This window comes from Micropepsis pineolensis, assembly GCF_055392125.1.
On the sequence record NZ_AP042408.1, the window covers coordinates 1,043,356 to 1,066,839 of the forward strand.

23 protein-coding genes are annotated in these 23,484 nt (G+C 58.8%); 15 read left to right on the forward strand and 8 right to left on the reverse strand.

All coding sequences use genetic code 11. The features are described 5' to 3' along the window. Window positions 1-66: 66 nt before the first annotated feature. The 8 genes from ACZ5RI_RS04660 to ACZ5RI_RS04695 all read left to right on the forward strand — a co-directional run bounded on the left by ACZ5RI_RS04660 (window position 67) and on the right by ACZ5RI_RS04695 (window position 8,006). Window positions 67-390, forward strand: coding sequence for an STAS domain-containing protein (locus tag ACZ5RI_RS04660; RefSeq protein WP_464514944.1), 324 nt, complete (start codon window positions 67-69; stop codon window positions 388-390). Then, a complete protein-coding gene (locus tag ACZ5RI_RS04665) occupies window positions 390-755 on the forward strand; it encodes a response regulator (protein WP_464514945.1) in 366 nt (121 codons plus the stop codon). Before ACZ5RI_RS04660 ends, ACZ5RI_RS04665 begins: the two co-directional genes overlap by 1 nt. Next, window positions 752-2,770, forward strand: a complete 2,019-nt coding sequence (locus ACZ5RI_RS04670) for a chemotaxis protein CheA (RefSeq protein WP_464514946.1) — start codon at window positions 752-754, stop codon at window positions 2,768-2,770. The genes ACZ5RI_RS04665 and ACZ5RI_RS04670 overlap by 4 nt, the downstream gene beginning before the upstream one ends. Window positions 2,771-2,775: 5 nt before the next feature. After that, window positions 2,776-3,288 (forward strand): chemotaxis protein CheW, encoded by a 513-nt coding sequence (locus tag ACZ5RI_RS04675; RefSeq protein WP_464514947.1) that lies wholly within the window; start codon window positions 2,776-2,778, stop codon window positions 3,286-3,288. A 68-nt stretch (window positions 3,289-3,356) separates the two neighbouring features. Further along, on the forward strand, window positions 3,357-5,417 hold the full coding sequence (locus tag ACZ5RI_RS04680) for a methyl-accepting chemotaxis protein (protein WP_464514948.1): 2,061 nt from the start codon (window positions 3,357-3,359) through the stop codon (window positions 5,415-5,417). A gap of 1 nt (window position 5,418) precedes the next feature. Continuing rightward, a complete protein-coding gene (locus tag ACZ5RI_RS04685) occupies window positions 5,419-5,952 on the forward strand; it encodes a chemotaxis protein CheW (protein WP_464514949.1) in 534 nt (177 codons plus the stop codon). A gap of 22 nt (window positions 5,953-5,974) precedes the next feature. After that, window positions 5,975-6,907, forward strand: coding sequence for a CheR family methyltransferase (locus tag ACZ5RI_RS04690; protein WP_464514950.1), 933 nt, complete (start codon window positions 5,975-5,977; stop codon window positions 6,905-6,907). Window positions 6,908-6,911: 4 nt separating this feature from the next. Then, a complete protein-coding gene (locus tag ACZ5RI_RS04695; RefSeq protein WP_464514951.1) occupies window positions 6,912-8,006 on the forward strand; it encodes a protein-glutamate methylesterase/protein-glutamine glutaminase in 1,095 nt (364 codons plus the stop codon). A gap of 32 nt (window positions 8,007-8,038) precedes the next feature. Here ACZ5RI_RS04695 and ACZ5RI_RS04700 read toward each other — a convergent pair whose 3' ends face one another. Both ACZ5RI_RS04700 and ACZ5RI_RS04705 read right to left on the reverse strand, forming a co-directional pair. Beyond that, a complete protein-coding gene (locus ACZ5RI_RS04700; RefSeq protein WP_464514952.1) occupies window positions 8,039-9,781 on the reverse strand; it encodes a hypothetical protein in 1,743 nt (580 codons plus the stop codon). 172 nt (window positions 9,782-9,953) lie between these two features. After that, complete coding sequence (locus ACZ5RI_RS04705; RefSeq protein ID WP_464514953.1) at window positions 9,954-11,228, reverse strand: histidine-type phosphatase; 1,275 nt, start codon at window positions 11,226-11,228, stop codon at window positions 9,954-9,956. Window positions 11,229-11,359: 131 nt separating this feature from the next. On the opposite strand from ACZ5RI_RS04705, the gene ACZ5RI_RS04710 reads away from it, so the two are divergent. After that, window positions 11,360-14,146, forward strand: a complete 2,787-nt coding sequence (locus ACZ5RI_RS04710) for a TonB-dependent receptor (RefSeq protein WP_464514955.1) — start codon at window positions 11,360-11,362, stop codon at window positions 14,144-14,146. Window positions 14,147-14,201: 55 nt separating this feature from the next. Then, on the forward strand, window positions 14,202-14,675 hold the full coding sequence (locus ACZ5RI_RS04715; protein ID WP_464514956.1) for a GFA family protein: 474 nt from the start codon (window positions 14,202-14,204) through the stop codon (window positions 14,673-14,675). A gap of 29 nt (window positions 14,676-14,704) precedes the next feature. On the opposite strand, the gene ACZ5RI_RS04720 is transcribed toward ACZ5RI_RS04715, so the two are convergent. The 3 genes from ACZ5RI_RS04720 to ACZ5RI_RS04730 form a co-directional block, all read right to left on the reverse strand. Further along, window positions 14,705-15,580 (reverse strand): NAD(P)-dependent oxidoreductase, encoded by an 876-nt coding sequence (locus tag ACZ5RI_RS04720; protein WP_464514957.1) that lies wholly within the window; start codon window positions 15,578-15,580, stop codon window positions 14,705-14,707. A 101-nt stretch (window positions 15,581-15,681) separates the two neighbouring features. Further along, window positions 15,682-15,894, reverse strand: coding sequence for a hypothetical protein (locus tag ACZ5RI_RS04725; RefSeq protein ID WP_464514958.1), 213 nt, complete (start codon window positions 15,892-15,894; stop codon window positions 15,682-15,684). Between the two features lie 77 nt (window positions 15,895-15,971). Continuing rightward, entirely contained in the window at window positions 15,972-16,778 is an 807-nt protein-coding gene (locus ACZ5RI_RS04730; RefSeq protein ID WP_464514959.1) for a pseudouridine synthase, read from the reverse strand. A gap of 53 nt (window positions 16,779-16,831) precedes the next feature. Here ACZ5RI_RS04730 and ACZ5RI_RS04735 point away from each other — a divergent pair, with 53 nt between their 5' ends. After that, complete coding sequence (locus tag ACZ5RI_RS04735; protein WP_464514960.1) at window positions 16,832-17,299, forward strand: nucleoside deaminase; 468 nt, start codon at window positions 16,832-16,834, stop codon at window positions 17,297-17,299. On the opposite strand, the gene ACZ5RI_RS04740 is transcribed toward ACZ5RI_RS04735, so the two are convergent. Together ACZ5RI_RS04740 and ACZ5RI_RS04745 are read right to left on the reverse strand one after the other, a co-directional pair. After that, window positions 17,285-17,941, reverse strand: coding sequence for a phosphatase PAP2 family protein (locus ACZ5RI_RS04740; RefSeq protein ID WP_464514961.1), 657 nt, complete (start codon window positions 17,939-17,941; stop codon window positions 17,285-17,287). The two genes, ACZ5RI_RS04735 and ACZ5RI_RS04740, sit on opposite strands and share 15 nt — an antisense overlap. A gap of 13 nt (window positions 17,942-17,954) precedes the next feature. After that, entirely contained in the window at window positions 17,955-18,287 is a 333-nt protein-coding gene (locus ACZ5RI_RS04745; RefSeq protein ID WP_464514962.1) for a hypothetical protein, read from the reverse strand. 32 nt (window positions 18,288-18,319) lie between these two features. On the opposite strand from ACZ5RI_RS04745, the gene ACZ5RI_RS04750 reads away from it, so the two are divergent. The 3 genes from ACZ5RI_RS04750 (at window position 18,320) to ACZ5RI_RS04760 (ending at window position 20,023) form a co-directional block, all read left to right on the forward strand. After that, window positions 18,320-18,841 carry an FKBP-type peptidyl-prolyl cis-trans isomerase gene (locus tag ACZ5RI_RS04750; RefSeq protein WP_464514963.1) on the forward strand — a complete coding sequence of 174 codons (522 nt, stop codon included), beginning with the start codon at window positions 18,320-18,322 and terminating at the stop codon, window positions 18,839-18,841. Window positions 18,842-18,883: 42 nt separating this feature from the next. Continuing rightward, entirely contained in the window at window positions 18,884-19,420 is a 537-nt protein-coding gene (locus tag ACZ5RI_RS04755) for a hypothetical protein (RefSeq protein WP_464514964.1), read from the forward strand. A gap of 273 nt (window positions 19,421-19,693) precedes the next feature. Then, window positions 19,694-20,023, forward strand: coding sequence for a GIY-YIG nuclease family protein (locus tag ACZ5RI_RS04760; protein WP_464514965.1), 330 nt, complete (start codon window positions 19,694-19,696; stop codon window positions 20,021-20,023). Between the two features lie 654 nt (window positions 20,024-20,677). Here ACZ5RI_RS04760 and purD read toward each other — a convergent pair. Then, on the reverse strand, window positions 20,678-21,952 hold the full coding sequence (purD, locus tag ACZ5RI_RS04765; protein WP_464514966.1) for a phosphoribosylamine--glycine ligase: 1,275 nt from the start codon (window positions 21,950-21,952) through the stop codon (window positions 20,678-20,680). An 84-nt stretch (window positions 21,953-22,036) separates the two neighbouring features. Here purD and xseA point away from each other — a divergent pair, with 84 nt between their 5' ends. Then, entirely contained in the window at window positions 22,037-23,464 is a 1,428-nt protein-coding gene (gene xseA, locus ACZ5RI_RS04770; protein ID WP_464514967.1) for an exodeoxyribonuclease VII large subunit, read from the forward strand. The last annotated feature ends 20 nt before the right edge of the window (window positions 23,465-23,484 follow it).

Below are 23,484 nucleotides of genomic sequence, written 5' to 3' on the forward strand. Positions count from 1 at the left end.
AAGTGTCTTTAACTATATTGATCTAAATAAAACCAAACGATCAGAGGCGTTCGCCTGTGAGGGATTATGCCGGTACAAGAAAAACGTGAAGTACAGTTGCGCGTCGCCGATCAGGCGAATGTGCGTAATATCGACGAAATACACGCCAGGCTGCTGGATGCGTATCGCAATAGCGATGGTGTCGTGCTGGACTTAAGCGACCTTGCTGACGTCGATCTGACATTTGTGCAGCTTATTGAAGCGGCGCGGCGTACCGCGGCGGCCGATGGTAAAGCCATTGCTCTGGCCGCCCCGGCGATGGGCGTGTTGCTCGACACGCTGGAGCGCGGTGGTTTTCTGAGGAGTAAGCAGGATAACGCGTTCTGGTTATGCGCGACGGAGATGCAGTAATGGCGCAGATTTTAATTGTAGACGATTCCCCCAGTATCCGGCAGACGATTATCATCAGTTTGAGTGAAACGGGGCATAGCATTACCGAAGCGGTTGATGGTGCTGATGGTTTGGGTAAAGCGCAGGCACAGCCCTTTGATCTGATTATCACCGATCTCAATATGCCCAACATGGACGGTTTGGCTATGATCCGTCAGCTGCGCCAGTTGCCAGCCTATGCCGGTATTCCGATCCTGTTTTTATCGACAGAATCCGATGCCGGAATCAAACAGCAGGCACGGGCGGCCGGGGCGACCGGTTGGCTGACCAAACCGTTTGTGGCCGAACAGCTGATCCGCATCATTGAAAAGGTTTTGGCGCGATGAGCGCACAGGACCCCAGGGAAATCTTTCAGGCCGAGTCTCAGGATTTGCTCGAGCGGATCGAGCAAGGCTTGCTGGATCTGGAAAATGATCCGCAGAACGCCGAGCTGATTGCGTCGGTTTTTCGGGCGCTGCACACGCTTAAAGGCTCGGGGGCGATGTTCGGCTTTGATGCCCTGGCATCCTTCACCCATCATTGCGAAACGGCTTTTGATCGGGTCCGTAAAGGCGAGGCCAAGGCAACGCCGGGGCTGATTGCGGCGGTGCTCTCGGCGCTCGATCATATGCGGGCATTGGCCGAAGGTGGCAAGGCTTCCGCCGAAGAGGAAGCCGCGTTACTGGCGGCCCTGCAAACGGCGTCTGCGACACCGTCCGCCCCCGTTGCATCGCCGGTGGTGGCTGCCACAAATGCCGCGCCACATCTTACCGCCTGGCGTATTCGGTTTCGCCTGCCGCCCGAGGCTTTGGTCAACGGCACACGGCCCTTGTCGCTGCTGGATGAGCTGCGGGCTTTAGGTCCGGTCGAGGTATCCGCGTTGCTGGATGCGGTGCCAAGCCTGTCCAGTATCATCCCGACCGACTGCTATCTGGCGTGGGATGTGTTGCTGACGACGGATGCCCCACGGTCGGAAATTGAAGATGTCTTTATCTTCGCCAGTGATGATCTGGTGCTGCTGCCCGCCGGGGCTCCACCGGACACAGCGCCAGCGGACACTGGGGTGACGCCTGTTCCCGAGACGGCCAGCGTGCCGGATGTCGCCGTGGCCGCCCCGGTGCCGCACCATGCCCCGGATCGGGCCACGGATACGCAAAGCGATGCTGCGGAAGTCAAAAATGTTCGCAGTGTTGGTTCGTTACGGGTTCCGGCCGAGCGGCTCGACGAATTGATGGATCGCGTGGCCGAACTGGTCATTGCGCAGTCACGCCTCAAACAGGTGGCGACGGGCAGCGGCGATATCAATTTGCGTGCCGTATCGGAAGAAATCGAGCGTCTGGCGTCCGAGTTACGCGATACCATGATGTTTGTGCGCATGGTTCCGATTGCGCAATTGTTTGGTCGCTTCCGGCGTTTGATCCATGATCTGGCCATCGATCTCGATAAGAAAATCGAATTTCATACTGAAGGCGAAACGACTGAACTCGACAAGACCGTTATCGAGCGCCTGGCGGATCCGCTGATCCATCTTATTCGCAATTCCGCCGATCATGGTCTGGAAACGCCTGACGAACGTCGTGCAGCCGGTAAGCCGGATGTTGGGCGTATCGAGCTGGCGGCCCGTCAGGCCGGGGCCGAAGTGGTGATATCGCTGGTCGATGATGGCCGCGGCATCAACCGTGAAAAGGTGCGCGCCAAAGCGGTGGCTAACGGCCTGATCGACACCGATGCAAACCTGAGCGATGCCGAGCTGTTGCAACTGGTCTTCAAGCCGGGCTTCTCGACCGCCAGTCAGATTACCAATCTGTCTGGCCGTGGTGTCGGCATGGACGTGGTCAAACGCACCATCGAGAATTTGCGCGGCAGTATCAGCATGACCAGTGATGCGGGAATGGGCACGCGTATTGATCTGCGTATTCCCCTGACCCTGGCCATCATCGATGGATTGCTGGTCCGCATCGGCACCAACCGCTATGTCATTCCCTTGTCCGCGGTTGAAGAATGTGTCGAGCTTTCGCGCAGTCAGGATCAGCGTTCATCCGGGCGGAATTTCCTTACCCTACGCGATATGCTGGTGCCCTTTATTCGCTTGCGTGAAGTGTTCGGCACCCAAACCGAGCCTGATCCGTATCAGAAAATTGTCGTGGTTTCGACCGGGCGCGAGCGGGTTGGTCTGGTCGTCGATCAGATCATTGGTCAGCATCAAACCGTGATCAAACCATTATCGCGCTTTCATGCCGATGTTGAAACCTTCTCCGGTGCGACCATTTTGGGCGATGGCGGCGTCGCGCTGATCCTCGATATCGCGCATCTGGTGGCGGCTGGTCAGCGTCAGGAAGAACGCTTGCGGGCGGCGGAGTGATAGCGATGAGCGATAAGCAAAACATCCACTGGAAAGACGGCACTCAGCTTGAGGTGCTGACCTTTGATATGCAGGGTGAAACCTTCGCGATCGAGGCATCGTTGGTGCGGGAAATTCTCGACCGTATGCCGGAAACCCCGGTACCGGGCAGCGCGCCGATGATTGCAAGTCTGGTCAACTTCCGTGGCAAGGTTATTCCGATTGCAGATTTGCATCTGGCGTTTGGTCTGGTGGCGGCGGACGATACCGTCGACAGCCGCATCATTGTGATCGAAATCGAATATGACGATGAACCCTGTCTGATCGGCCTCAAAGCCGACAAGGTGCACGAAGTGACCACACTTGAACGCACCAAAACTGAAAACGCACCGCGTGTCGGTATGCGCTGGCGTCAGGAGTTTATTCACTGTCTCGCCAAGCGGGATGGTGATTTCGTTGTTGTTCCGGACCTGCATAAAATTTTTGCGGCAGGCAGCCACATCGGTAAGGAGGCTGCAGGCAGTAGTCTATCCAGTTAACTCTCAAATCTCACCGTCAGGCGCAGGAACAAAAATAGTCCGCACTGACACATCTTCGGGGGAGTCACATGCGTTTTACAATCAAGGCGAAGCTCGGACTGGTGTTCGGGCTGGTTCTGGTGCTGCTTGTCGGTGCCAGCAGTTATGCTGTTTACAGTTTGGCCGCATTGGATGGCACCATGAACACCATGGTGCAGGGGCCGGTCGAGCGGATGAAAACCGCGCTCGAACTGCGGGTTGCTATGCTTGATCTGGTCAGGAAAGAGAAGAATATCATTCTCGAGACCGACATGCAGAAGATGCAGGGCTACGACAATGATATCAGTCGTATACGTGGCACTGTCGATGCGTTGATCAGCCACGGTATCGATATCGCCTCGGAACAGGCTAAGCCAAAATGGCTGCATGCCCGTGATTTGTGGGAACAGGATAAGGTGCTTGATGTTCAGCTCAGGCAGCTTGCACTGGCAAACCGTAACGAAGAAGCAAAGCAGATTTCCGTCGGTCCGATGCGGACTGTCGTGAATCCGCTGCTGGATGATGCCAGCGAAATTGTCACCATCACCCAGCAGTCTGTTGCCGATGCCCAGGTCGAGGCAAAGCAGGGTTACGAGGCAACGCGCACTCTGCTGGTTGGGCTGGCCCTGATTGCGATTGTGTTTGCGATTGGTTCGGCCGCCTGGATTATGATTTCAATTGGGCGTGGCCTGAAACAGATCGGTGATATGGCCGAAGGCATTGCTATCGGCGATCTCGACCGGCAGATCGACTATGCCGCCAATGACGAGATCAAGGATGTCGTCGATTCCGTCCGCACCATGACGAACAACCTCAAAAGTACGGTGCGTATCGCCCATAAAATTTCTATTGGGGATTTGTCGGAAGAACCCAAAATACTGTCAGATAAGGATGCGCTGAGTAAGGCTCTGGTCGCGGTGGTTGGTGCCGAACGGACCGTTTCCGACGCGATGCAGCAGATCGCGCTTGGGGATTTGTCCTCCGATACCAAACCACGCTCGGCGGAAGATACGCTGGGCCAGGCCATGACGGCGATGGTGGTCAGTTTACGTGAATCTGCCGAGATTGCCGATAAGATCGCCGGTGGGGATCTGATGGTGACGGTCAATCCCAAGTCGGAGAAAGATCACCTTGGCAACGCCCTTAAAACGATGGTTGAGCGTTTGCGTTCTGTTGTGAGCGATGCGCTTGCGGCGTCGGAGAATGTGGCGTCGGGCAGTCAGGAACTGTCCTCGGCCTCGGAACAGGTCAGTCAGGGCGCCACCGAACAGGCGGCGTCGGCGGAAGAAGCCTCGGCCTCAATGGAACAGATGGCGGCGAACATCAAACAGAATGCCGACAATGCGTCCCAGACCGAGAAGATCTCGAAACAGTCGGCCAAGGATGCCGAGCTGAGCGGCGAGGCGGTCAACAAGGCGGTGGCAGCGATGCAGACCATCGCCGAGAAGATCACCATCGTGCAGGAGATTGCCCGCCAGACCGATCTGCTGGCGCTGAACGCGGCGGTGGAAGCGGCCCGCGCCGGTGAACATGGCAAGGGCTTTGCGGTGGTGGCCTCGGAGGTGCGCAAGCTGGCCGAACGGTCGCAGCAGGCCGCAACCGAAATCGGCGGGCTGTCGGGCCACACGGTCAAGTCGGCACAGGAAGCAGGCGCCATGCTGGGCAAGCTGGTGCCGGATATCCGCAAGACGGCGGAACTGGTGGCCGAGATCAGCGCCGCCTGCCGCGAGCAGGATATTGGTGCCAGCCAGATCAACGAAGCGATCCAGCAGCTCGATAAGGTGACGCAGCAAAACGCGGCGGCGTCTGAGGAGATGTCGGCAACCTCGGAAGAGCTGGCGAGCCAGTCCGAAGCGCTGGAAAGCGCCATCGCCTATTTCAAGGTCGACAGCGCGGCGTCGGGTACGTCTAAGGTTGCAACGCGTGGCACCACCCGCATTGGCAGGGCGGGCACATCTGGGCTAAAGTCTGCGTCAGCGAAAACCGGGGCACGAAGCAACCCCGCCGCGGGCGTGGGTACTGGCATCGCCATCGACCTTGCCCGTGCGACGGCCCGCAGCCTCGAACGCGGTGGGCCGGATGCGGCGGATGCGGAGTTCAGGGACTATTAAAATGGCCGAAACCAGCACCCGTAAAGGCGATGAAATCCAGTATGTCACCCTGTGTCTGGGGGCGGAGGTGTTTGCCGTTCCCGTGGCACTGGTGCGCGAGATACTGGACTATCGCGAAGCCTTCCGGGTGCCGGAAGGCCCGGCCTATCTCAACGGGCTGATCGATGTGCGCGGGCGGGCGACCCCGGTGATTGATCTGCGCACCAAGCTGGGGCTGACCAGGGCCGAGATCACCGCCGCCACGCGGATTATGGTGGTGGACGTTCCAATCGATGATCCGGAAGCGGCCCCGACGGCGGTGCATGACACGCTGGCGCTGGGGCTGGTGGCCGACACCGTGCTGGAGGTCATCAGCCTGTCGACGGATCAGATCGAACCGGTGCCGACCGTCGGCAACAGCTGGCGGCTCAGCTATATCGCCGGTATCGTCCGCCGCGATGACGGCTTCGTCCTGATCTTCGATCTGCAAAAATTGATGACTGCACCGGATATAGAAGCTTTATCGCTGAGCCGCGACAGCGTAAGCCCGGTATAAAACAGGTGTGTTGAGTTCCCGTATGCTTCAAAGAACTGGTTTGGCGGTTTCGCCGCTTCGGCACCATGCCCTTGTGCGGCAACACAGCGTTGCGGCAGAAAACAGACAGCCGGAAATCGTGTCTGCGGCGGCGCCGCTCAGTCAGGCCAACTTTATCCGGCTGGCGCGTTTTGTGTATGAGTATTGCGGCATCCGCATTACCGAGAAAAAGCGCACCATGCTCGACAGCCGTTTGCGGCGGCGCATGCGGGTGCTGGGCATTGCCGATATCAATACCTATTGCGAGTATCTGTTTGGCGATGACGACGCCAATGCCGAAACCGAAATCATTCACTTCATTGATGCGATCACCACCAACAAAACCGATTTTTATCGGGAGAGTGCGCATTTCGATTATTTGCGCGCAACGATCTTGCCGCATCTGGCCGAGGCGGGGCAACACACGATCCGCGTCTGGTGTGCGGCCTCGTCAATCGGGGCCGAGCCTTATACGCTGGCGATGGAGCTGGAAGATTTCTGCCAGCCGCGCCCCGGGGTCTCTTATAACATTGTCGCCACGGATATTTGTACCGAGGTTCTGCTTAAGGCGGTGAACGGCCGCTATCCGATCCCGATGATGGAGCCGATCCCGGAAGATCGCCGCCGCAAATATATTATGCTGTCGCGCGATCCGGATGGTCAGGAATTTCGTATCGTTCCCAGACTGCGGGCCAAAGTGTCGTTTCAGCATCTCAATCTGATGGACGACCGTTACCCGCTCGATCGCAATTTCGATGTTATCTTTTTGCGCAATACGCTGATCTATTTTGACCGCGATACACAGGTTCGGGTTTTACGGCGCTTATGCGATCATTTGCGCCGCGGTGGTCATCTGGTGCTGGGCCATTCCGAAAATATCACCGGGGCCGGGCTGCCGTTGAAAAGTGTCGCCAATACCATTTTTAAACGGCTGTAACCGGATGCAACCATCGCGACGTATCAAGGTTCTGGTGATCGACGATTCGGCGGCTGTGCGTCAGGCGCTGTCTGCCGTGCTGCAAAGTGATCCCGGGATCGAAGTGGTCGGAACCGCCGCCGATCCCTATGTGGCGGTGCGCTATATGCGCGATGTTATCCCGGATGTGATTACGCTGGATGTCGAGATGCCGCGAATGGATGGCATCACCTTTTTGCGCCGGCTGATGGCGCAACACCCGATTGCGGTGGTGATGTGCTCCTCGCTGGTCGAAGACGGTTCGGCCACCCTGATGCAGGCGCTGGAAGCCGGTGCGGTCGATACCATTTTGAAGCCTGCCATCGGTGTGGCCGACCATTTGCTTGATGCCCGCATTCAGATTTGTGATACCGTCAAGGCAGCGGCTTCGGCCCGGCTTGACCGGCGACCGGGAAGCGTAAAGGCGCATGCTTCGGCACAGCCCCCCCAGAAAAAACTCACCGCCGATGCCATGCTGCCACCGCCCTCGGGCCATGCCATGGCGCGGACAACCGAATCGGTGGTCTGCATCGGGGCGTCAACCGGGGGAACGGAATCGCTGCGCACGGTGCTGCAAATGTTGCCCGCGGCGACCTGCGGCATCGTCATTGTGCAGCATATGCCAGAGAAATTTACCACCTCCTTCGCCCAGCGGCTGAATAGCCTGTGCGAGATGGAGGTTCGTGAAGCCCGTGATGGCGATGCGGTGTTGCGTGGTCAGGTGCTGATTGCGCCGGGCAATTATCACCTGCTGCTCGAGCGCAGTGGTGCGCGTTATTATGTTTCGGTGAAACAAGGGCCGCTGGTCAGCCGCCATCGTCCCTCCGTAGACGTTTTATTTCGCTCGGCGGCACGCTCGGCAGGCTCTAACGCGGTCGGGGTTATCATGACCGGCATGGGCGATGATGGCGCGCGGGGCTTAAAAGAAATGAAAGACGCCGGGGCAACCACGATTGCACAGGACGAAGCGACCTCGATCGTGTTCGGCATGCCCAAGGAAGCCATTGCGCGGGGCTGCGTTGACCGCATTGCGCCGCTGCAATCGATCGCCCGGGAAATTCTGGCTGCGACCCAGCATTAATCGGGCCGCCCCATACAGATTCGGGGTGCGGATCAGAACAACACCGCGTCCATATCGTCTTCCACCGCCTGGGGGCTTTGCGCATCCTGCGCCATCTGCCATGCGGCCAGAACGGTGCGGTGCACCTCGCGTTCCTCGGCCATGGTGTAATCGTTGGCGAGCGTTTCCAGCACCTGCCGTAACGGGGCGGCAATTTCCGGCGGGCAGGGCGGTAGCGCCCCGGCCAGACTGTTCATTGCCCCGGCCACCTGACCAAGGGTATCGCCGATATCATGCTGAATGTTTTTTTGTTTGGCGGACTGTTCCAGCCCGCGGGCCACATCATCGCCCAGCGTGACAATTTCCGAAATTTCGCGTTCGGTTTTTTCGTTCGCTTCGCTTAAGCGGGTGGCGGCGTGGTGCAGTGCCTGTGCTGCAATCTGCCCCAGAGTCTGGCCGGTGGCGGCAGTATTGGAAAGCTCGCCCGAGGCCTGCATCAGTTTTTCCAGCACGACAAGGCTTTGACCGGCTTCTTCTTCAAGCTTTTCCGCATGGGCGCGCAGTTCAATGGCCACCACGCTTAAAGGCTGGCCGATCTCGCCGATCTGGCAGCATTTCAGGGTCGTGTTGAGCGCCATATACTGCACATCGTTTTTGAGCAGCTGAATTTGCAAAATACGCTTGTTGAGCTTTTCTGCCGCAATCGCGGCTTCGCGCCCGGTGGTGGCGGTGGCGGTATCGGTTTTCTCGATATTGCCGACCAGCTCGCTGGCATCGGTCAGGCGGCCTTCCAATATGCCAAGGAAACTGCCCTGACCATTGCTGCCATCGCGGAACGTCAGATTGTGCAGCTGTAAAAGCTGGCGGGCGGTCTGGGCCAGTTCGACCAGACTGTGATTGATTTCGCCGACTTCCCGGTTGAAATGGTCGGCCGCGGCGGTGAGCTGGGCGGCCTCAAGGCCATAGAGATAGGCGATGACCGCCTGCGCCTGATCGTGATTGCGCAGCGCATCGTGGGTCAGCGTAGCCCGGATGCCGTTTTGAATATGTTCAATCCGCTGGCGGGTGCTGTCGCCAATTTGCAGGGCAAGCAGAATGCGCGAAATCGCTTTGCGGATGTCACGGGCAAGTTCTTTGACCTGACCGGCGGCGGTGGCCACGCCACGGTAATGCTCGCCCATCGTGCCGGCGCTGCGGACCAGATCGTCCGGCACGGCGGGCAACAAGGTGGTGATGCGGCGGCTTAAGGCGGTGGCCTGCTTCAGGGCGGTGCGCTGGCTGGCCTGTAATTTGGCCGTATCGACCGCAATACTGTCGAGTTCCTCGGTAACCCGAACCACGCAATCGGCGATATCTTCGGCAAACAGGCTGAATTCGCTGCCGGCATCGCCAATGCCACCGGCGACAATTTTGATATTGACGGTGAACACGCGCATATAGGCCAGATCGCTTTTCATATCGTCGATCTGTTCGGCCAGTGTGGCGCAGCAATCACCAAGAATGGCAATATTCTCGGTGCGATGGCGGTGGCTGTCGGGCAGGGCATACAGTTTGGCCGCCGCCGTTTCCAGATTGGCGGTCGTTGCCGAAACAATGTCGGTATTGAGGGTTTCAAGCAGCCGGTCGAGCGTGGCCGTCAGCGATTCAAGACCCTTAAAATATTTGGAAAGCAGGGCGCCAGCGGCAAGGAATCGCTCCTCGATGATCCGGCGGGCCGTCTCTAAGCGTTCCGACAGCTCCGCCGCACGCGTCCCCGGCGGCAAAGCGCCCGCCACATCCCCCGAAAATTCAACCATCGCACCAACCCGTACGCAACAATCACAGTATCGTCTGCAGATGCGAAGATAAGGTAAATGAAAATTTAAAGATACCCGCAAGGCGTGGGGTGCGGATATTGATATGTGTACGGATTACTATTGTCCTACGCTGTGGCGCGGGTTTAATCGTGCGTTGCTGATGTATTGCAACCTATAGAGGTTTTACCGCCTTCAGACAGCTTTTTTCAATGCGGGTGGCGGTAAGCCGGGTGAACTGGGCCAATGTACAGCTTTTGTGGCCTTTGCGCTGGCACAGCGGCTGGGCAAGGCCAATCGCACTGCCACGGGCCATCGTGCCAGGTTGCCGAAGTTGTTCCAGCGTTTGATAAAACAGCCGCAGGCGCACAAATTTCGCACCGCGCGCATCGCGCCACAGCTCGAACGCCAGCGCGGTGTTGGGGGCGGTATCGTCGGGCTGGCCGTCAAGCTGCCAGTCCAGACCATAAATACCGCTGAGGTTGGAGATATTGCTGTCATGGCCCAGAAACAGCACCAGCTTTGTGTTTGCGGGCACCGGGGCGGCGGCGGCGAAACTGGCCGGGGTGTTGTTCAGCAGATCGCTAATGTTCTGGGCCAGAAAGGCCCCGCGTCGTCCGGCAATAACCGGGTTGCGCCGCATCAGGCGGGCATAAAGATTGTGTAATTCCATAATTGCGGTGATCTGTTTGGCATCGGCCCGGCCCCAGCCCGGGGTATCGAAGCCTTGGGCATATTCCAGCAGCAGATTTTCGCTTAACGATGATCCGGTCGCCAGCGGGCCGGTCAGCTTGGTATCCCAGCCATCGCCCTTCAAACGGTTTTCCCCCGTCACAAAAACACATGCGCCATGCGGGTTCTGCTCGCACATAGCTTTGGTGAGACCGGGATAGAGCAGCGCCGCCATGGCGGTTCTGGCCGCATCATATTGCGGACCAAGCTGGTTCAGATTGACCGGCGTCTTGCTGCGGCCATCGTTCAGTGTACGGCTGATATCGCCCTTACTGGGGGCGCAGGTGCCTGCATCATCAGCCTCGAATAACAGGTCAATCGGTTTATCGCGGTGCAATGCCTTTGCTGCCGTGTGCAGACCGCGCGCCACCGCATCGCCGCTTTGTACCGTGCGGGTGTCGCCGATGTCGGCCCAGACAAAGATATCATTGGGTTGGTCGTGCAGAAGACCGGCCTTTGCATAATGGGCTTTAAGGGCTGCGCCCATCGCCTCGGCCCCATCAGCCCCCTGTTTGGTCAGTTCACCCGGGGCCACCGGCCAGACCCGCCACGGATCCCGCGAATATTGTGACAGTTCTGTGTCGGATTTCGTTGGGGCGCGAACGCCGTGGCGTTCAACGATAATAACTTTTTCAAGCTGCATCGCCGCAGCGGCGCAGGCCGCCGGTGCAGCCATTACTGCAATGATACCAACGGTTACGGCTGTCAGCAGGCGCATGAGGCAGATTCCAAATTGTTTCGCATACGAAGACTGGCTTCGTAAAGCTGTTACAAAACTTCGCTATGTCGCCCCCTTTGTATGTAGAGGGTGACGGGGGTCTTATGACATCGAATTGTAACAGATTAACAATGCGTGCGGCACTTCTGTTGTCGGCAGCGATGATGATCGCCATGCCAGCCAGTGCGACCGTATTGAAGGGTAGCGTATCCGATGGCGCCAGCCATGCCATGCTGCCCGGCGCATCGGTGCATGTTGAAGGCACCGACATTACCGTCAATACCGATCGCAGCGGCACGTTTACGGTGCCGAATTTGCAGGCCGGTCAGTACCATATTCGCATCGAATATGTCGGCTATGATGCGTCGGTGCAGTCGATTTATGTCGGCAATACCGGCATCGCCACGGTCGGGGTGCAGCTGGCGCTCGAAAGCAAGATCGAAACCGTCGTCATCACCGGCGAGCGTCAGGCCGAGCGCATTGCCCTGCAGACCAAAAAGGTCTCCGATAATTTTATTGATGCCCTGTCGGCCAATGATGTTGGCAAGCTGCCGGATCAGAATGTCGCCGAAGCCTTACGCCGTATGCCGGGCATTTCGGTCACCAACGATCAGGGCGAAGGCCGCTATGTCGTTATTCGTGGTGTGTCACCGGAACTGGCGAACGTCACCGTCAACGGGGCAACCGCGCCAGCGCCGGAACCCGATGGTCGTCAGGTCAAGCTCGACGATATTCCGTCCTCGTTGATTTCTTCATTGCAGGTGGTCAAGACGCTGACCGCCGATCTGGATGCCAACGCCATTGCCGGTGCGGTCAACATCAACACCTTAAGTGCCTTTGACCGGCCCGATCCTTTTGCCTATGGCCGGGTCTCGATGGGTCATTATCAGCTTAATGATAAAACCCCCTATGATGGCGATCTGACCCTTGGTCGTGTTTTTGGTGACGACAATCAGTATGGTCTGGTGCTGTCGGGCAACTATTCCCGCCGCGATATTGAATCGGAGAATTTTGGCTCCGGCGGTCCCGACTGGAACAGCTATAACGGTTATAGCGTGCCGAGCACGTTCCAGATCCGTGATTATAATCTGGTGCGCAAGCGCTCCGGTCTGGTGGCCAATTTCGACTGGCATCTCAGCGAGACAACCAAGCTTTTCCTGCGCAGCACCTACTCGACCTATTCCGATCAGGAAACCCGTGATCGTTTCACCGTGACCTTGCCGACGTCGGCCTCAAGCTATTCCAATCAGACGGCGGATACCGGCAGCTTTAGCGGGGCTACGGCCAATCGCTATGTGCGCTTTCGCACTGAAAACGACCACACGCTCAACACCAGCTTTGGTCTCGACAGTCTGGTCGGGCCGGGCGAACTGACGGTCGAAGGTGGTTACGCCCATGCGGTCAAAACCGACCCCAATCGTAACGAATATACCTTCAAAGCCAGCAAGATCACCGGCACCTACGATTTGTCGGATTTCCTCTACAGTGTGACACCATCGGCGACGGCCTATACGGCGTCGAGTTATGCCATCAGCAAGATCGTACACACCAACCGTGAAGCGGTCGAAGATCTCTATCAACTGCATGCTGACTATCTCATCCCGGTTTCGTTTCTGGGTGATGGCGAGGACAGCATCAAGTTCGGTTTCAAATACACCGACCGTCAGAAAACCAATGATCAGACCTCGGCAACCTTAAAGCCGTCCACATCGACCATGACGCTGGCCAATGTCGTCACCAGTTCGGGCAAGGCATCCGTTTATGATGGCCGTTACACTTTCGGGCCCCGGGTGTCTTATAGCGCGGCCGATGCCTATGTTCTGGCGGCCCATGGCACGCTGGGGTGTGATTCCTCAACGGCGGGGGGCTTCAAATGCGATACCGCCACCTCGATTTCAGATTCGGTCTCGGCGGATTATGATATTTCCGAACGTATCTGGGCCGGTTATGCCATGGCCACGCTGAAATTCGGTGGGCTGACCCTGATCCCCGGGGTGCGCGTTGAAGCCACCGATGGCACCTATAAGGGCAAATCCTATACCGCGGATTCGACCTTTGACGAAGGCTTCGATCTGGTCAGTAAAAAGTCGTATACGGATGTTTTCCCCGGCCTTAACGCCCGCTTCGATGTCAGCGATGCGCTGGCCTTACGTGCGGCGGTGACCACAGCAATCGGGCGGCCAAACTATGCAGATCTGGCCCCCTATGTCATCGTCGATACCTCGACCCCGGCGGTGACCATGGGCAATGCCGATCTGAAGCCCCTGCGCTCGACCAATCTGGATGCCGCTGTCGAATATTATCTGCCGCATCAGGGGCTGATCTCGCTGGGGGCGTTCTACAAGCATATCAGCGACCCGATCTATACCCAGTCGCTCAGCGATGTCACCGGCACCTTTGCCGGTCAAAGTCTGACCAATGCCACGGTGACCGAACCGCTGAACGCCAGCAAAGCCGAGATCCGCGGTTTTGAAGTGAACGCGCAGGTTCAGTTTGATTTCCTGCCCAGCCCGCTCGACGGCTTCGGCATCAATACCAGCTTCAGCTATATCGATTCTGCGGCATCGGGGCTGTCGGCGCGCAGCGGTCATCTGCCAATGTTCGATCAGTCGAAGAACGTGGCCAGCCTGCAACTGCTCTATGAAAAATATGGCTTCTCGTCCCGTCTGGCCTATTCGTATCGTTCAAAATTCCTCGATACCGTCGGCTCGGAAAAGATGACCGACGTGTATGAGGAAGCCCATGGCCAGCTTGATGCGCGCATATCGTATCAGCTGACCGATGTGACGAACATCTTCCTTGAAGGGGCCAACCTGACCGATGCGCCGTGGCGCCGTTATATCGGCATGTCCAGTCAGGTTTATGAGAACGAACATTATGGCTGGTCGCTGAACGGCGGGGTTCAGTTCAAGCTGTAAGTTTATTGCAATCCTCCCCTCTGGTTGCCATTCTGGTGACCAGAGGGAGATTGCTATGTCGTTTCCGATGAAGGGTTCGTGTTTTTGCAGGGCGGTGCAGTATCGGCTGGAAGCCGCGCCGATGTTCGTCAATTGCTGCCATTGTACCGATTGTCAGAAACAGACCGGCAGCACCTTTGCCGTCAATGCCATTATCGAAGCGGCCAATGTCACCCTGCTGTGCGGCAAACCCGTGCCGGTGCGCATGCATACCGACAGTGGTGCGGTTCATGACATTTATCGCTGTCCGCAATGCCAGACGGCATTGTGGAGCGATTACGGTTATGGCGTGATGTTATTTGTGCGCACGGTTACGCTGGAACATCCTGAATGGGTTCCGCCGAACGCCCACATCTTCATCCGTTCGCAACAGCCGTGGGAAACCCGGCCCACAGATGCCCCGTGTTTTGACGAATTTTATGATCGGAAAACGCTGTGGCCCGCCGAAAGTCTGATGCGGCGGGCGGCGCTGCTCGGGCCGGGCAAATAAGCCAGGCCCCCCAAAAAGCCCCCATTTGCTTATTTCAGTCCGGCGCGTTTGGCTGCCATATCGGCCAGCAGCGCCCAGTCTTTGTCGCCATCGCCATTCGCCATGGCGGCAAGGAAATTGTCATGCACCAGCGAGCCGACCGGCAGTGGGGCCTGCAGCATTTTGGCGGCTTCCAGTGCCAGACCGGCATCCTTGTAGCCTAAGCTGAGCTTGAAGCCCGCCGGATCGTATTTTTCATCGAGAATGATGCGGCCATAAAGCTTGTGGATCGAGCCCGCATAATAAAACGAACTCATCATCTCATAGAAGGCTTCGGCATCGGCCTCGCCCTTGCGTAACAGCGCGATGGCCTCGCCATAGGTTTCGATGGCGGCGGCGGTCATGAAATTGCCCGCGATCTTGAACAGATTGGCGGCTTCGGGTTTTACACCGGCCACGGTGATGCGCTGGCCCAATGGCTCCAGCACCGGACGGACCTTTTCCACCAGTGCCGGATCACCCGCCACCACCAAAATCAGTTGCGCCGCGGTGGCCGCATCGGGGCGGCCAAACACCGGGCAGGCCAGATAGCCGATGCCTTGGGCGGCATGGGCTTCGGCCAGCCTGCGCGCCAGTGGCAGCGAGATCGTCGCCATGTTGATGTGGATCAGGCCGGGGGCGGCGGCATCCAGCAGCGGGCCGCTAAAGCCCACCGCTTCCAGCGCCGCGTCATTGGCCATCATGGAAAAGACGATGTCACCGCTCAGGGTGTCTTCAATACGGCTGGCGGCGTGCGCCCCCTGTTTGACCAGCGCCTGCATGGGCCCAAGCGAACGGTTCCACACCGTGACGTCGTGTCCGGATTTAATCAGATTACCCGCGACACCGGCGCCCATGGCGCCCAGACCGATAAAACCGATTTTCATCAGGATACTCCGCTTGCGGCCAAATCTACTGCGTCAGCCATATAGCATGGCTGGGGCCGCGGCGGGTACATTTAAGGGGCGGGCAGGCTTAAAAAGGCGGCTTACTTGCCGCCGTCACGCAGTGCGTCGGTGATGGCGTCCTGCCCCTCGGGGGCGTGCATCCAGTTTTCCGCTTCCTGCTGGGTGGCAAAATGCTGGGCGATCTTGTGCGGCTTGTTGCGGCCTTCGATCGGCACCAGCACTTCATAGGTACCGGCAAAGCGCGAATCTTTGGTGGCTTCGACATAGGCTTGGGGCTTGGCGTACTTCTTCATCTTCACTCCTCCTGATGTCGCTCTGTGGGGTGGTCCATATCACCGCCCATCGCCAAGGCAAACCCGAAAAGGAAGAATTAACGCTCTTTACGTGTTTTCTTCACGGCCATGCCCAATTGTTCACGCCAGAGTTTCGACGAAATTTCCTCAACTGCCCCTTCAGCCAGCTGACCAAGATGGAAGGGGCCGAACTGCACCCGGATCAGGCGGGCGACCTGCAGACCAATGCTTTCCATGATGCGTTTGACTTCGCGGTTTTTACCCTCGCGAATAACCACCGTCGCCCAGGAGTAGATCCCCTTGGACCGTTCCAGCGTGGCGATAACCGGGCCATAATGCTGGCCCTCGACCGTGACGCCGTCCGCCAGTTTATCCAGATCGGCCTGGGTTACGGCACCGAACAGGCGCACGCGGTATTGGCGCTGCCAGCCGCCCGAAGGCAGCTCCAGCTTGCGGGCCAGCTCGCCGTCATTGGTCAGCAGCAGCAGGCCCTCGGTGTTGAAATCGAGCCGCCCGACCGAGACCACGCGCGGTAACTCTTTGGGCAGGTTACTGAATACCGTCGGGCGGCCCTTGGGGTCTTTATGGGTGGTGACCAGCCCGGCGGGCTTGTGAAAGCGCCATAACCGGGTCGGTTCGGCGTCGGCCAGTGTCTTGCCATTCACCGTAATCAGCGAATAGGCATCGACCTTGGTCGCCGGGGTGGTGACTTTTTCGCCATTCAGGGTTACGCGACCCTCGGCAATCAGCTTTTCGGCGTCGCGGCGCGAACAGACCCCGGCGCGTGCCATGCGCTTGGCAATGCGTTCTTCGCCATCGTCGAGCTCGGATGCCGGTATCGCCCGGATTTCCGGGGCAAAACCGCCTTTGGGGGGCAATTTCATGACGCTTTTCGGCGGTTTTTTCGTAGTATCTCTGGCCAAAAGGGTCCCCTTCGATGAATGACGATGAAGCCATAGCATTTGCGCTCGCCGAAGCCAAAGCCGCCGCTGCGCGTGGCGAGGTGCCGGTGGGGGCTGTGCTGGTTCAGAACGGCACAATGCTGGCTTCCAGTGGCAACAGGATTGTCGAACTGAAAGATCCCACCGCCCATGCCGAAATTCTGGTCATCCGTCAAGCCGCCGCCGCGCTGGGCAACGAGCGGCTGTGCGGCACCACGCTCTATGTCAGTCTGGAGCCCTGCGCCATGTGCGCCGGGGCGATTGCCATGGCGCGGATCGGGCGGCTGGTCTTTGCCGCGGACGATGCCAAGGGCGGGGCGGTGCTGCACGGGCCGAAATTCTTTGAACAACCGACCTGCCACCACAAAATTACGGTCGATCGGGCCGGCGATGCGGCTGCGGCAAGCGCCATGCTGAAGGCGTTCTTCCGTGCCCGACGGGCAAAACCGTCAGAACCAGCTTAAGGAAAGCGCCGGAAAGATTTGTGTAAAGATGATGTGGGCCGAAATCAGCCCGAACCCGGCCCCGACGCCGACATCGCTTAAGAAATGCGCGGTCAGCATCGCCCGGGTCAGCGACAGCCAGAGCGCAACCGCAAACCAGACCGGCGCGCCCCACGGCATCAGCGCCGACGCCGATACCGCGACCAGAAAAATCGTTAGCGAATGGCCCGATGGGAACGAGTTATAGCGCGTATCGAAGGAAAAGGGCTTGAAGCCATAGAGGCCCATTTCCATTTCATCGCGCGGGCGGCGGCGGCCAAAGCCCAGCTTGATGGTGTGGGCGATCAGCGTGCCCAACGCCAGCCCCAGAATATAGGCCGCGGCATGGTCGCGGGCCTGTTGCAGCATGTGCGATGGGCCATGCCAGCGCAGAACCGCCGCCGAGATCAGATAGATCAGCACCGACACCGTCAGCCAGTGTGCCGCCTTGGCCAGGTGGGTGGTGCGGCGCAGGAATTTGAGCAGACTGCCGCCAATATGGTCATAAAAATAATGCGCGGCGCGCCGGTCGATGCGCATGCATCCCAGCCCCGCGATGATCAGCAAAATTCCGGCCCATAACAACATGTGGGCACCCTTGCCGCGCGTGGGGCCATCTGTCAAACCATTCCTGTTTTTAAAGACGGGGATCTGCCATGCGCTGTTTCACTTTGGGGGCTGCTTCGGTGGCCGTTTTGCTCGCCGCGTCGCTGGTGGGGCCCGCCTGCGCGGCCGAAAGCCCTGCCGCTGTGGCGGCTGGTACCAGCACCGACACCGTCAGCCAGTGTGCCGCCTTGGCCAGGTGGGTGGTGCGGCGCAGGAATTTGAGCAGACTGCCGCCAATATGGTCATAAAAATAATGCGCGGCGCGCCGGTCGATGCGCATGCATCCCAGCCCCGCGATGATCAGCAAAATTCCGGCCCATAACAACATGTGGGCACCCTTGCCGCGCGTGGGGCCATCTGTCAAACCATTCCTGTTTTTAAAGACGGGGATCTGCCATGCGCTGTTTCACTTTGGGGGCTGCTTCGGTGGCCGTTTTGCTCGCCGCGTCGCTGGTGGGGCCCGCCTGCGCGGCCGAAAGCCCTGCCGCTGTGGCGGCTGGTACCAGCGCCGCACTGTCGGCGGATGCCAACGCGAACTATCTGGCCGACAATGCGAAAAAGCCCGGCGTCGTCACCCTGCCGGGGCTGCAATACGAGGTGCTGAAAAAAGGTACCGGCGCGGTGGCGCACCGCCATGACTGCGTGTTGGTCAACTACAAGGGCTGGCTGATCGATGGCAAAGTCTTCGACCAGACCAAGGGTAAGCCGGTGACCTTTCCGGCGGCGCTGCTGATCCCCGGCTGGACCACCGCGCTGCAGCTGATGCACGAAGGCGATCTGTGGCGCATCACCGTGCCGTCTGAACTGGCCTATGGCAGCGATGGCACCGGCGAAGGCACTATACCGCCGAACCAGACACTGGTTTTTGATGTGCAGCTTCTGCGCGTCACCAAACCGGTGAAGGGGCAGTGCAGGTAGGGGTAATTGGGTATTTTGAGGCACTTTCTAGGAGGCGTTGGAATGGTTGAAGTGTCTGAAGATGAGCCTTTGGAGGCGATCCCTGGGTATATTGACACTGAGATGGCTGCATCTCTTGGGCGGGCTGTAGTGGAATGGGCTTATATAGAAGCCTCAGTTGATAAACTTATATGGGAAATGGTGCGATTAGAGCGTGAAGTTGGTGCATGTTTGACGATGCAGTTGACTTCAGTTGCTCGGCGATTTGATGTGGTAATTTCTCTGGCAGAATTATTCGGAATCAGTGATGAAAATATAAAAAAACTTCGTCATCAAAAAGATAAGGCTCGTAGTCTGTCAGAAAAACGTAATCGTATTGCTCACGACACTTGGCTTCGGGGAATGGATAGTAAAAATAATTATAGGTCCGAAATTTTAAAAAAGCCAAACATTCATTTTAAATATATAGTTGTATCGAAAGATGATATCGAAAATATTATAGTAGAGTTTCGTAATTTTAAGCGGTCTTTTGAAGCGCTTTCTTCGCGAATTAATGCAGAATTGTACTCTACCACAACGCGGCCTTTGCCTCCTCATTAATTGTGTTTGCATATCATCCTGTCATTCCCGGCGAGAACGGATTGCAGCGCAATCCGTTTGAGGGAAGGGAATCTAGGTAGTGCCATCAGGCAGGGCAGGGCAGAACGCGCTCGTGCGTATTTTCAGATACTTGTTTTACGTAAGGACCTGGTTCCCCTTTCCTCAGGCTCGCTGCCGCTCACCTTCGCCGGGGATGACTAAATGGGTGAATTGGCTTGCATGCATCTTCGTCGGCTATGACACTTGGTATATGTTGGCGTGCTATCGGGGGAAATGATGGCGGGGCCTTATTACGTCTATATGCTGGCCAGTGGGCGCAACGGCACGATCTATGTCGGCGTGACCAATGATATTTCCCGCCGCAGCGATGAACATGCCCGCGGCACCGCTGATGGTTTTACCAAGCGCTATGGCGTGCACCGTCTGGTGTGGTGTGAGCTTTATCAGGATATCGCTGCGGCGATTGCACGCGAGAAGCAGCTCAAAGGTTGGAACCGGGCGTGGAAAATTCGCCTGATCGAAAAGACCAACTCCGGCTGGAATGATTTGATCGCAAGAATGCAGGGCGTCTCGGCCTTACCATCTCAGCCGTTTGAAACCTGAAGCCCCCCTCTGTCATTCCCTTACGAGAACAGATTGCGGTGCAATCTGTTTGAAGGAAGGTAGCCCAGGTGGTTCCGCCTGACAGATTTTGTCAGAAGGTCCGCGTGCGCAGTTTTTGAGATTTGATCGGTTTCACAAACTGGTTCCCCTTCCCTCAGGCTCTCTATCGTTCGCCTTCGTAAGGCGATGACAATGGGGGCTCGCTGCCGCTCGTCCTCGTAAGGCGATGACAATTGTGGGACGGGTGGGCCAGCGTGCGGTGATGGACGCCGTTTGCAGGTCTGTGTTGGTCTTTTTTTGAAATTTTGCTGCTGCTGTACGGGTTTTTATTACGCGCGGGCAGGGTGACCGGACCTTTTCGTTCAGGAAAAGGCCCCCGCTCCCCCGTGCCGCTGGGCGCTATCCGGGATGATGTTCACGCCCTATCAAGCGGTGCGATTTTTCCTTGTCCCGGACTGCCGGATGGCGAGGTCCCCCCCACCGTCTGCCGTGCTGGTCGCACGGCATCCACCTCCCCCGCTTTAGCGGAGGAGGAGAAGTAGACTGCTTCGGCGGGCTCATGCTTCGGGCGGACTCAGCATGAGGGGTATGTTTTAAGCTAGACAAAAGTTCCTCATCCTGAGCCCGCCCGAAGGATGAGGGGACGTTCTCGCCTTACTTCTCTCTGGCGATGGCGCGCCAGCCGATGTCGCGGCGGCAAAAGCCTTCCGGCCAGTCGATCAGCTCAATCGCGGCATAGGCTTTGGCCGCCGCCTCGCGCACGGTTTGGCCGGTGGCGGTGACGTTCAGCACCCGCCCGCCATTGGCGACGATCGCACCATCCTTTGCGGCGGTACCGGCGTGAAAGACGGTAACCCCTTCCAGCGCATTGGCTTTTTCTAAGCCCCGGATGACCGAGCCCTTCGGATACGACCCCGGATAGCCCTTGGCGGCCAGCACCACGGTCAGGCCGACACCGTCCTGCCAGTCCAGCTCCAGCCCCGCCAGCGTGCCGTTCCGGGCGGCCAGATACGCCGCCAGCAGGTCGGATTTCAGCCGGGGCAGAATGACCTGGGTTTCGGGGTCGCCAAAGCGGCAGTTATATTCGATCAGCCGGGGCTCGCCATTTTCGATCATCAGCCCGGCATAGAGGATGCCCATATAGGGCGTGCCGCGCGCCGCCATGGTCGCCACCGTCGGCCCGACGATGCGCTGCATCACCTTGGCCGCAACCTCCGGGGTGAGGACCGGGGCGGGGCTGTAGGCCCCCATGCCGCCGGTGTTCGGCCCCTTGTCGCCGTCAAAGGCGCGCTTATGGTCCTGCGCCCCCATCAGCGGCAGGACGGTTTTGCCGTCGGTCAGGGCGAAAAAGCTGGCTTCCTCGCCGTGCAGGAATTCCTCGATCAGGATTTCGGCGCTGGCCGCCCCAAAGGCCCCGCCCAGCATCTCGTCAATCGCGGCATGGGCATCGGCGGCGGTTTCGGCAATGACCACGCCCTTGCCCGCCGCCAGCCCGTCCGCCTTGATCACCACCGGCAGGCCAAGGCTGTCGGCAAAGGCTTTGGCCGGGGCGGCATCGCGGAAACGCTGGTATCGGGCGCCGGGAATATTGGCCTCGGCACACAAATCGCGCACGAAACCCTTGGACCCTTCCAGCATCGCCCCGGCCTTGGACGGGCCAAAGGCTTTGATCCCGGCGGCCTCGAAGGCATCGGCAAAGCCCGCCACCAGCGGCACTTCCGGGCCGGAGATGGCAAAGTCGATGCCGTTCTCTTTGGCAAAGGCGATCTGGGCCGGAATATCCTCGGCTTTAATGGCCACGCATTCGGCGAACCCGGCAATGCCGGGGTTGCCGGGGGCACAGTAAAGCTTTGTCAGCAATGGGCTTTTGGCCAGAGCCTGCGCCAGAGCGTGTTCACGCCCGCCCGATCCGACCAGCAAAACCTTCATGTACCGCACCCCTGAAAAAAACATCGCGCTAATTTCCCGAAATAAACACTGGATTCAAGCGTCCAGACAGGATGAATTGGGTATATGCCCGAAACAGCGACCAATTTACCCGAATTTTCCGTCACCGAGCTGTCTGCCGCCCTGAAACGCACGCTGGAGGATGCCTTCCCCCTGGTCCGCGTGCGGGGCGAGATCAGCGGCCTGAAATTCCATTCCTCCGGCCATGTCTATTTCGACCTCAAGGACGAAAAGGCGGTGCTGAACGCCGTGATCTGGAAGGGGGTTGCCCGCGCGCTGAAAGTCCGCCCCGAAGCCGGGCTGGAGGTGATCTGTACCGGGCGGATTTCGAGCTATGCCGGCTCCTCCCGCTATCAGCTGATTGTCGAGGCGGTCGAACTGGCCGGTGCGGGCGCGCTGATGGCCATGCTGGAGGAGCGCAAGAAACGCCTCGCGGCTGAGGGGCTGTTTGACCCGGCCCGCAAAAGGCCGCTGCCCTTCCTGCCCGACACCATCGGGGTGATTACCTCGCCCACCGGGGCGGTGATCCGCGATATTCTGCACCGGCTAACCGACCGCTTCCCCCGCCGGGTGCTGTTATGGCCGGTGGCGGTGCAGGGCGACAAATGCGCATCGGAAGTGGCCGCCGCAATTGAGGGATTTTCCAATGCCACGGGGGATTTGCGCCCCGATGTGGTGATTGTGGCCCGTGGTGGCGGCTCGCTCGAAGATCTGATGGGCTTTAACGAGGAATGCGTGGTGCGTGCCGCCGCGGCCAGCACCATTGCGCTGATTTCGGCGGTGGGCCACGAAACCGACGTCACCCTGATCGATTTTGCTGCCGATGTCCGCGCCCCGACCCCGACCGCCGCCGCCGAAATGGCCGTGCCGGTGCGGGCCGAACTGATGGCCACCACGCTGGATCTGGAGCGGCGGCTGCTGTCGGCGGTGAACCGCACCCTGACCGAGCGGCGCGAATCCTTACGCCAGACCGCGCGGCTGCTGCCGACCGCTGACCGGCTGTTCGCCCAGCCGCAACAACGGCTTGACGTGGCATCTGACCATCTGATGAGCGCCCTGCGTGCCAATCTGGACGCCCATCGCCACCGCTTCACCGCCACGGCGGCGCGGCTCGGCCCGGTGGCGCTGACCGGGCGGCTGGATATGGCCCGCGAAAGGCTGTCGGGCTTTGACCAGCGCCTCAGCCGGGCTCTGTCGCTGCGTCTGGCCGAGGAGAAAAAGCGGCTGGAGGGGCTGTCGCGGCTGTTGGAAAGCGTCAGCTTCCGCGGCGTGCTCGCCCGTGGCTTCGCGCTGGTGGCGGGCGAGGGTGGCTTGCACCGCACGGCGGCAGGCATCCGTTCCGGCGAGGCACTGACCCTGACCTTTGCCGATGGCGCGATGGCGGCGGTGGCGGGCGGGCCCAATCCAGCCAGCGTCCCAGGCGGTGGCGAGCCTAAAGCCCGGCCCCATAAGCCAAAATCCAAGCCTGCCGCCAATCAGGGGGATCTGTTTTAAGGGGAATTTGTCTTAAACCC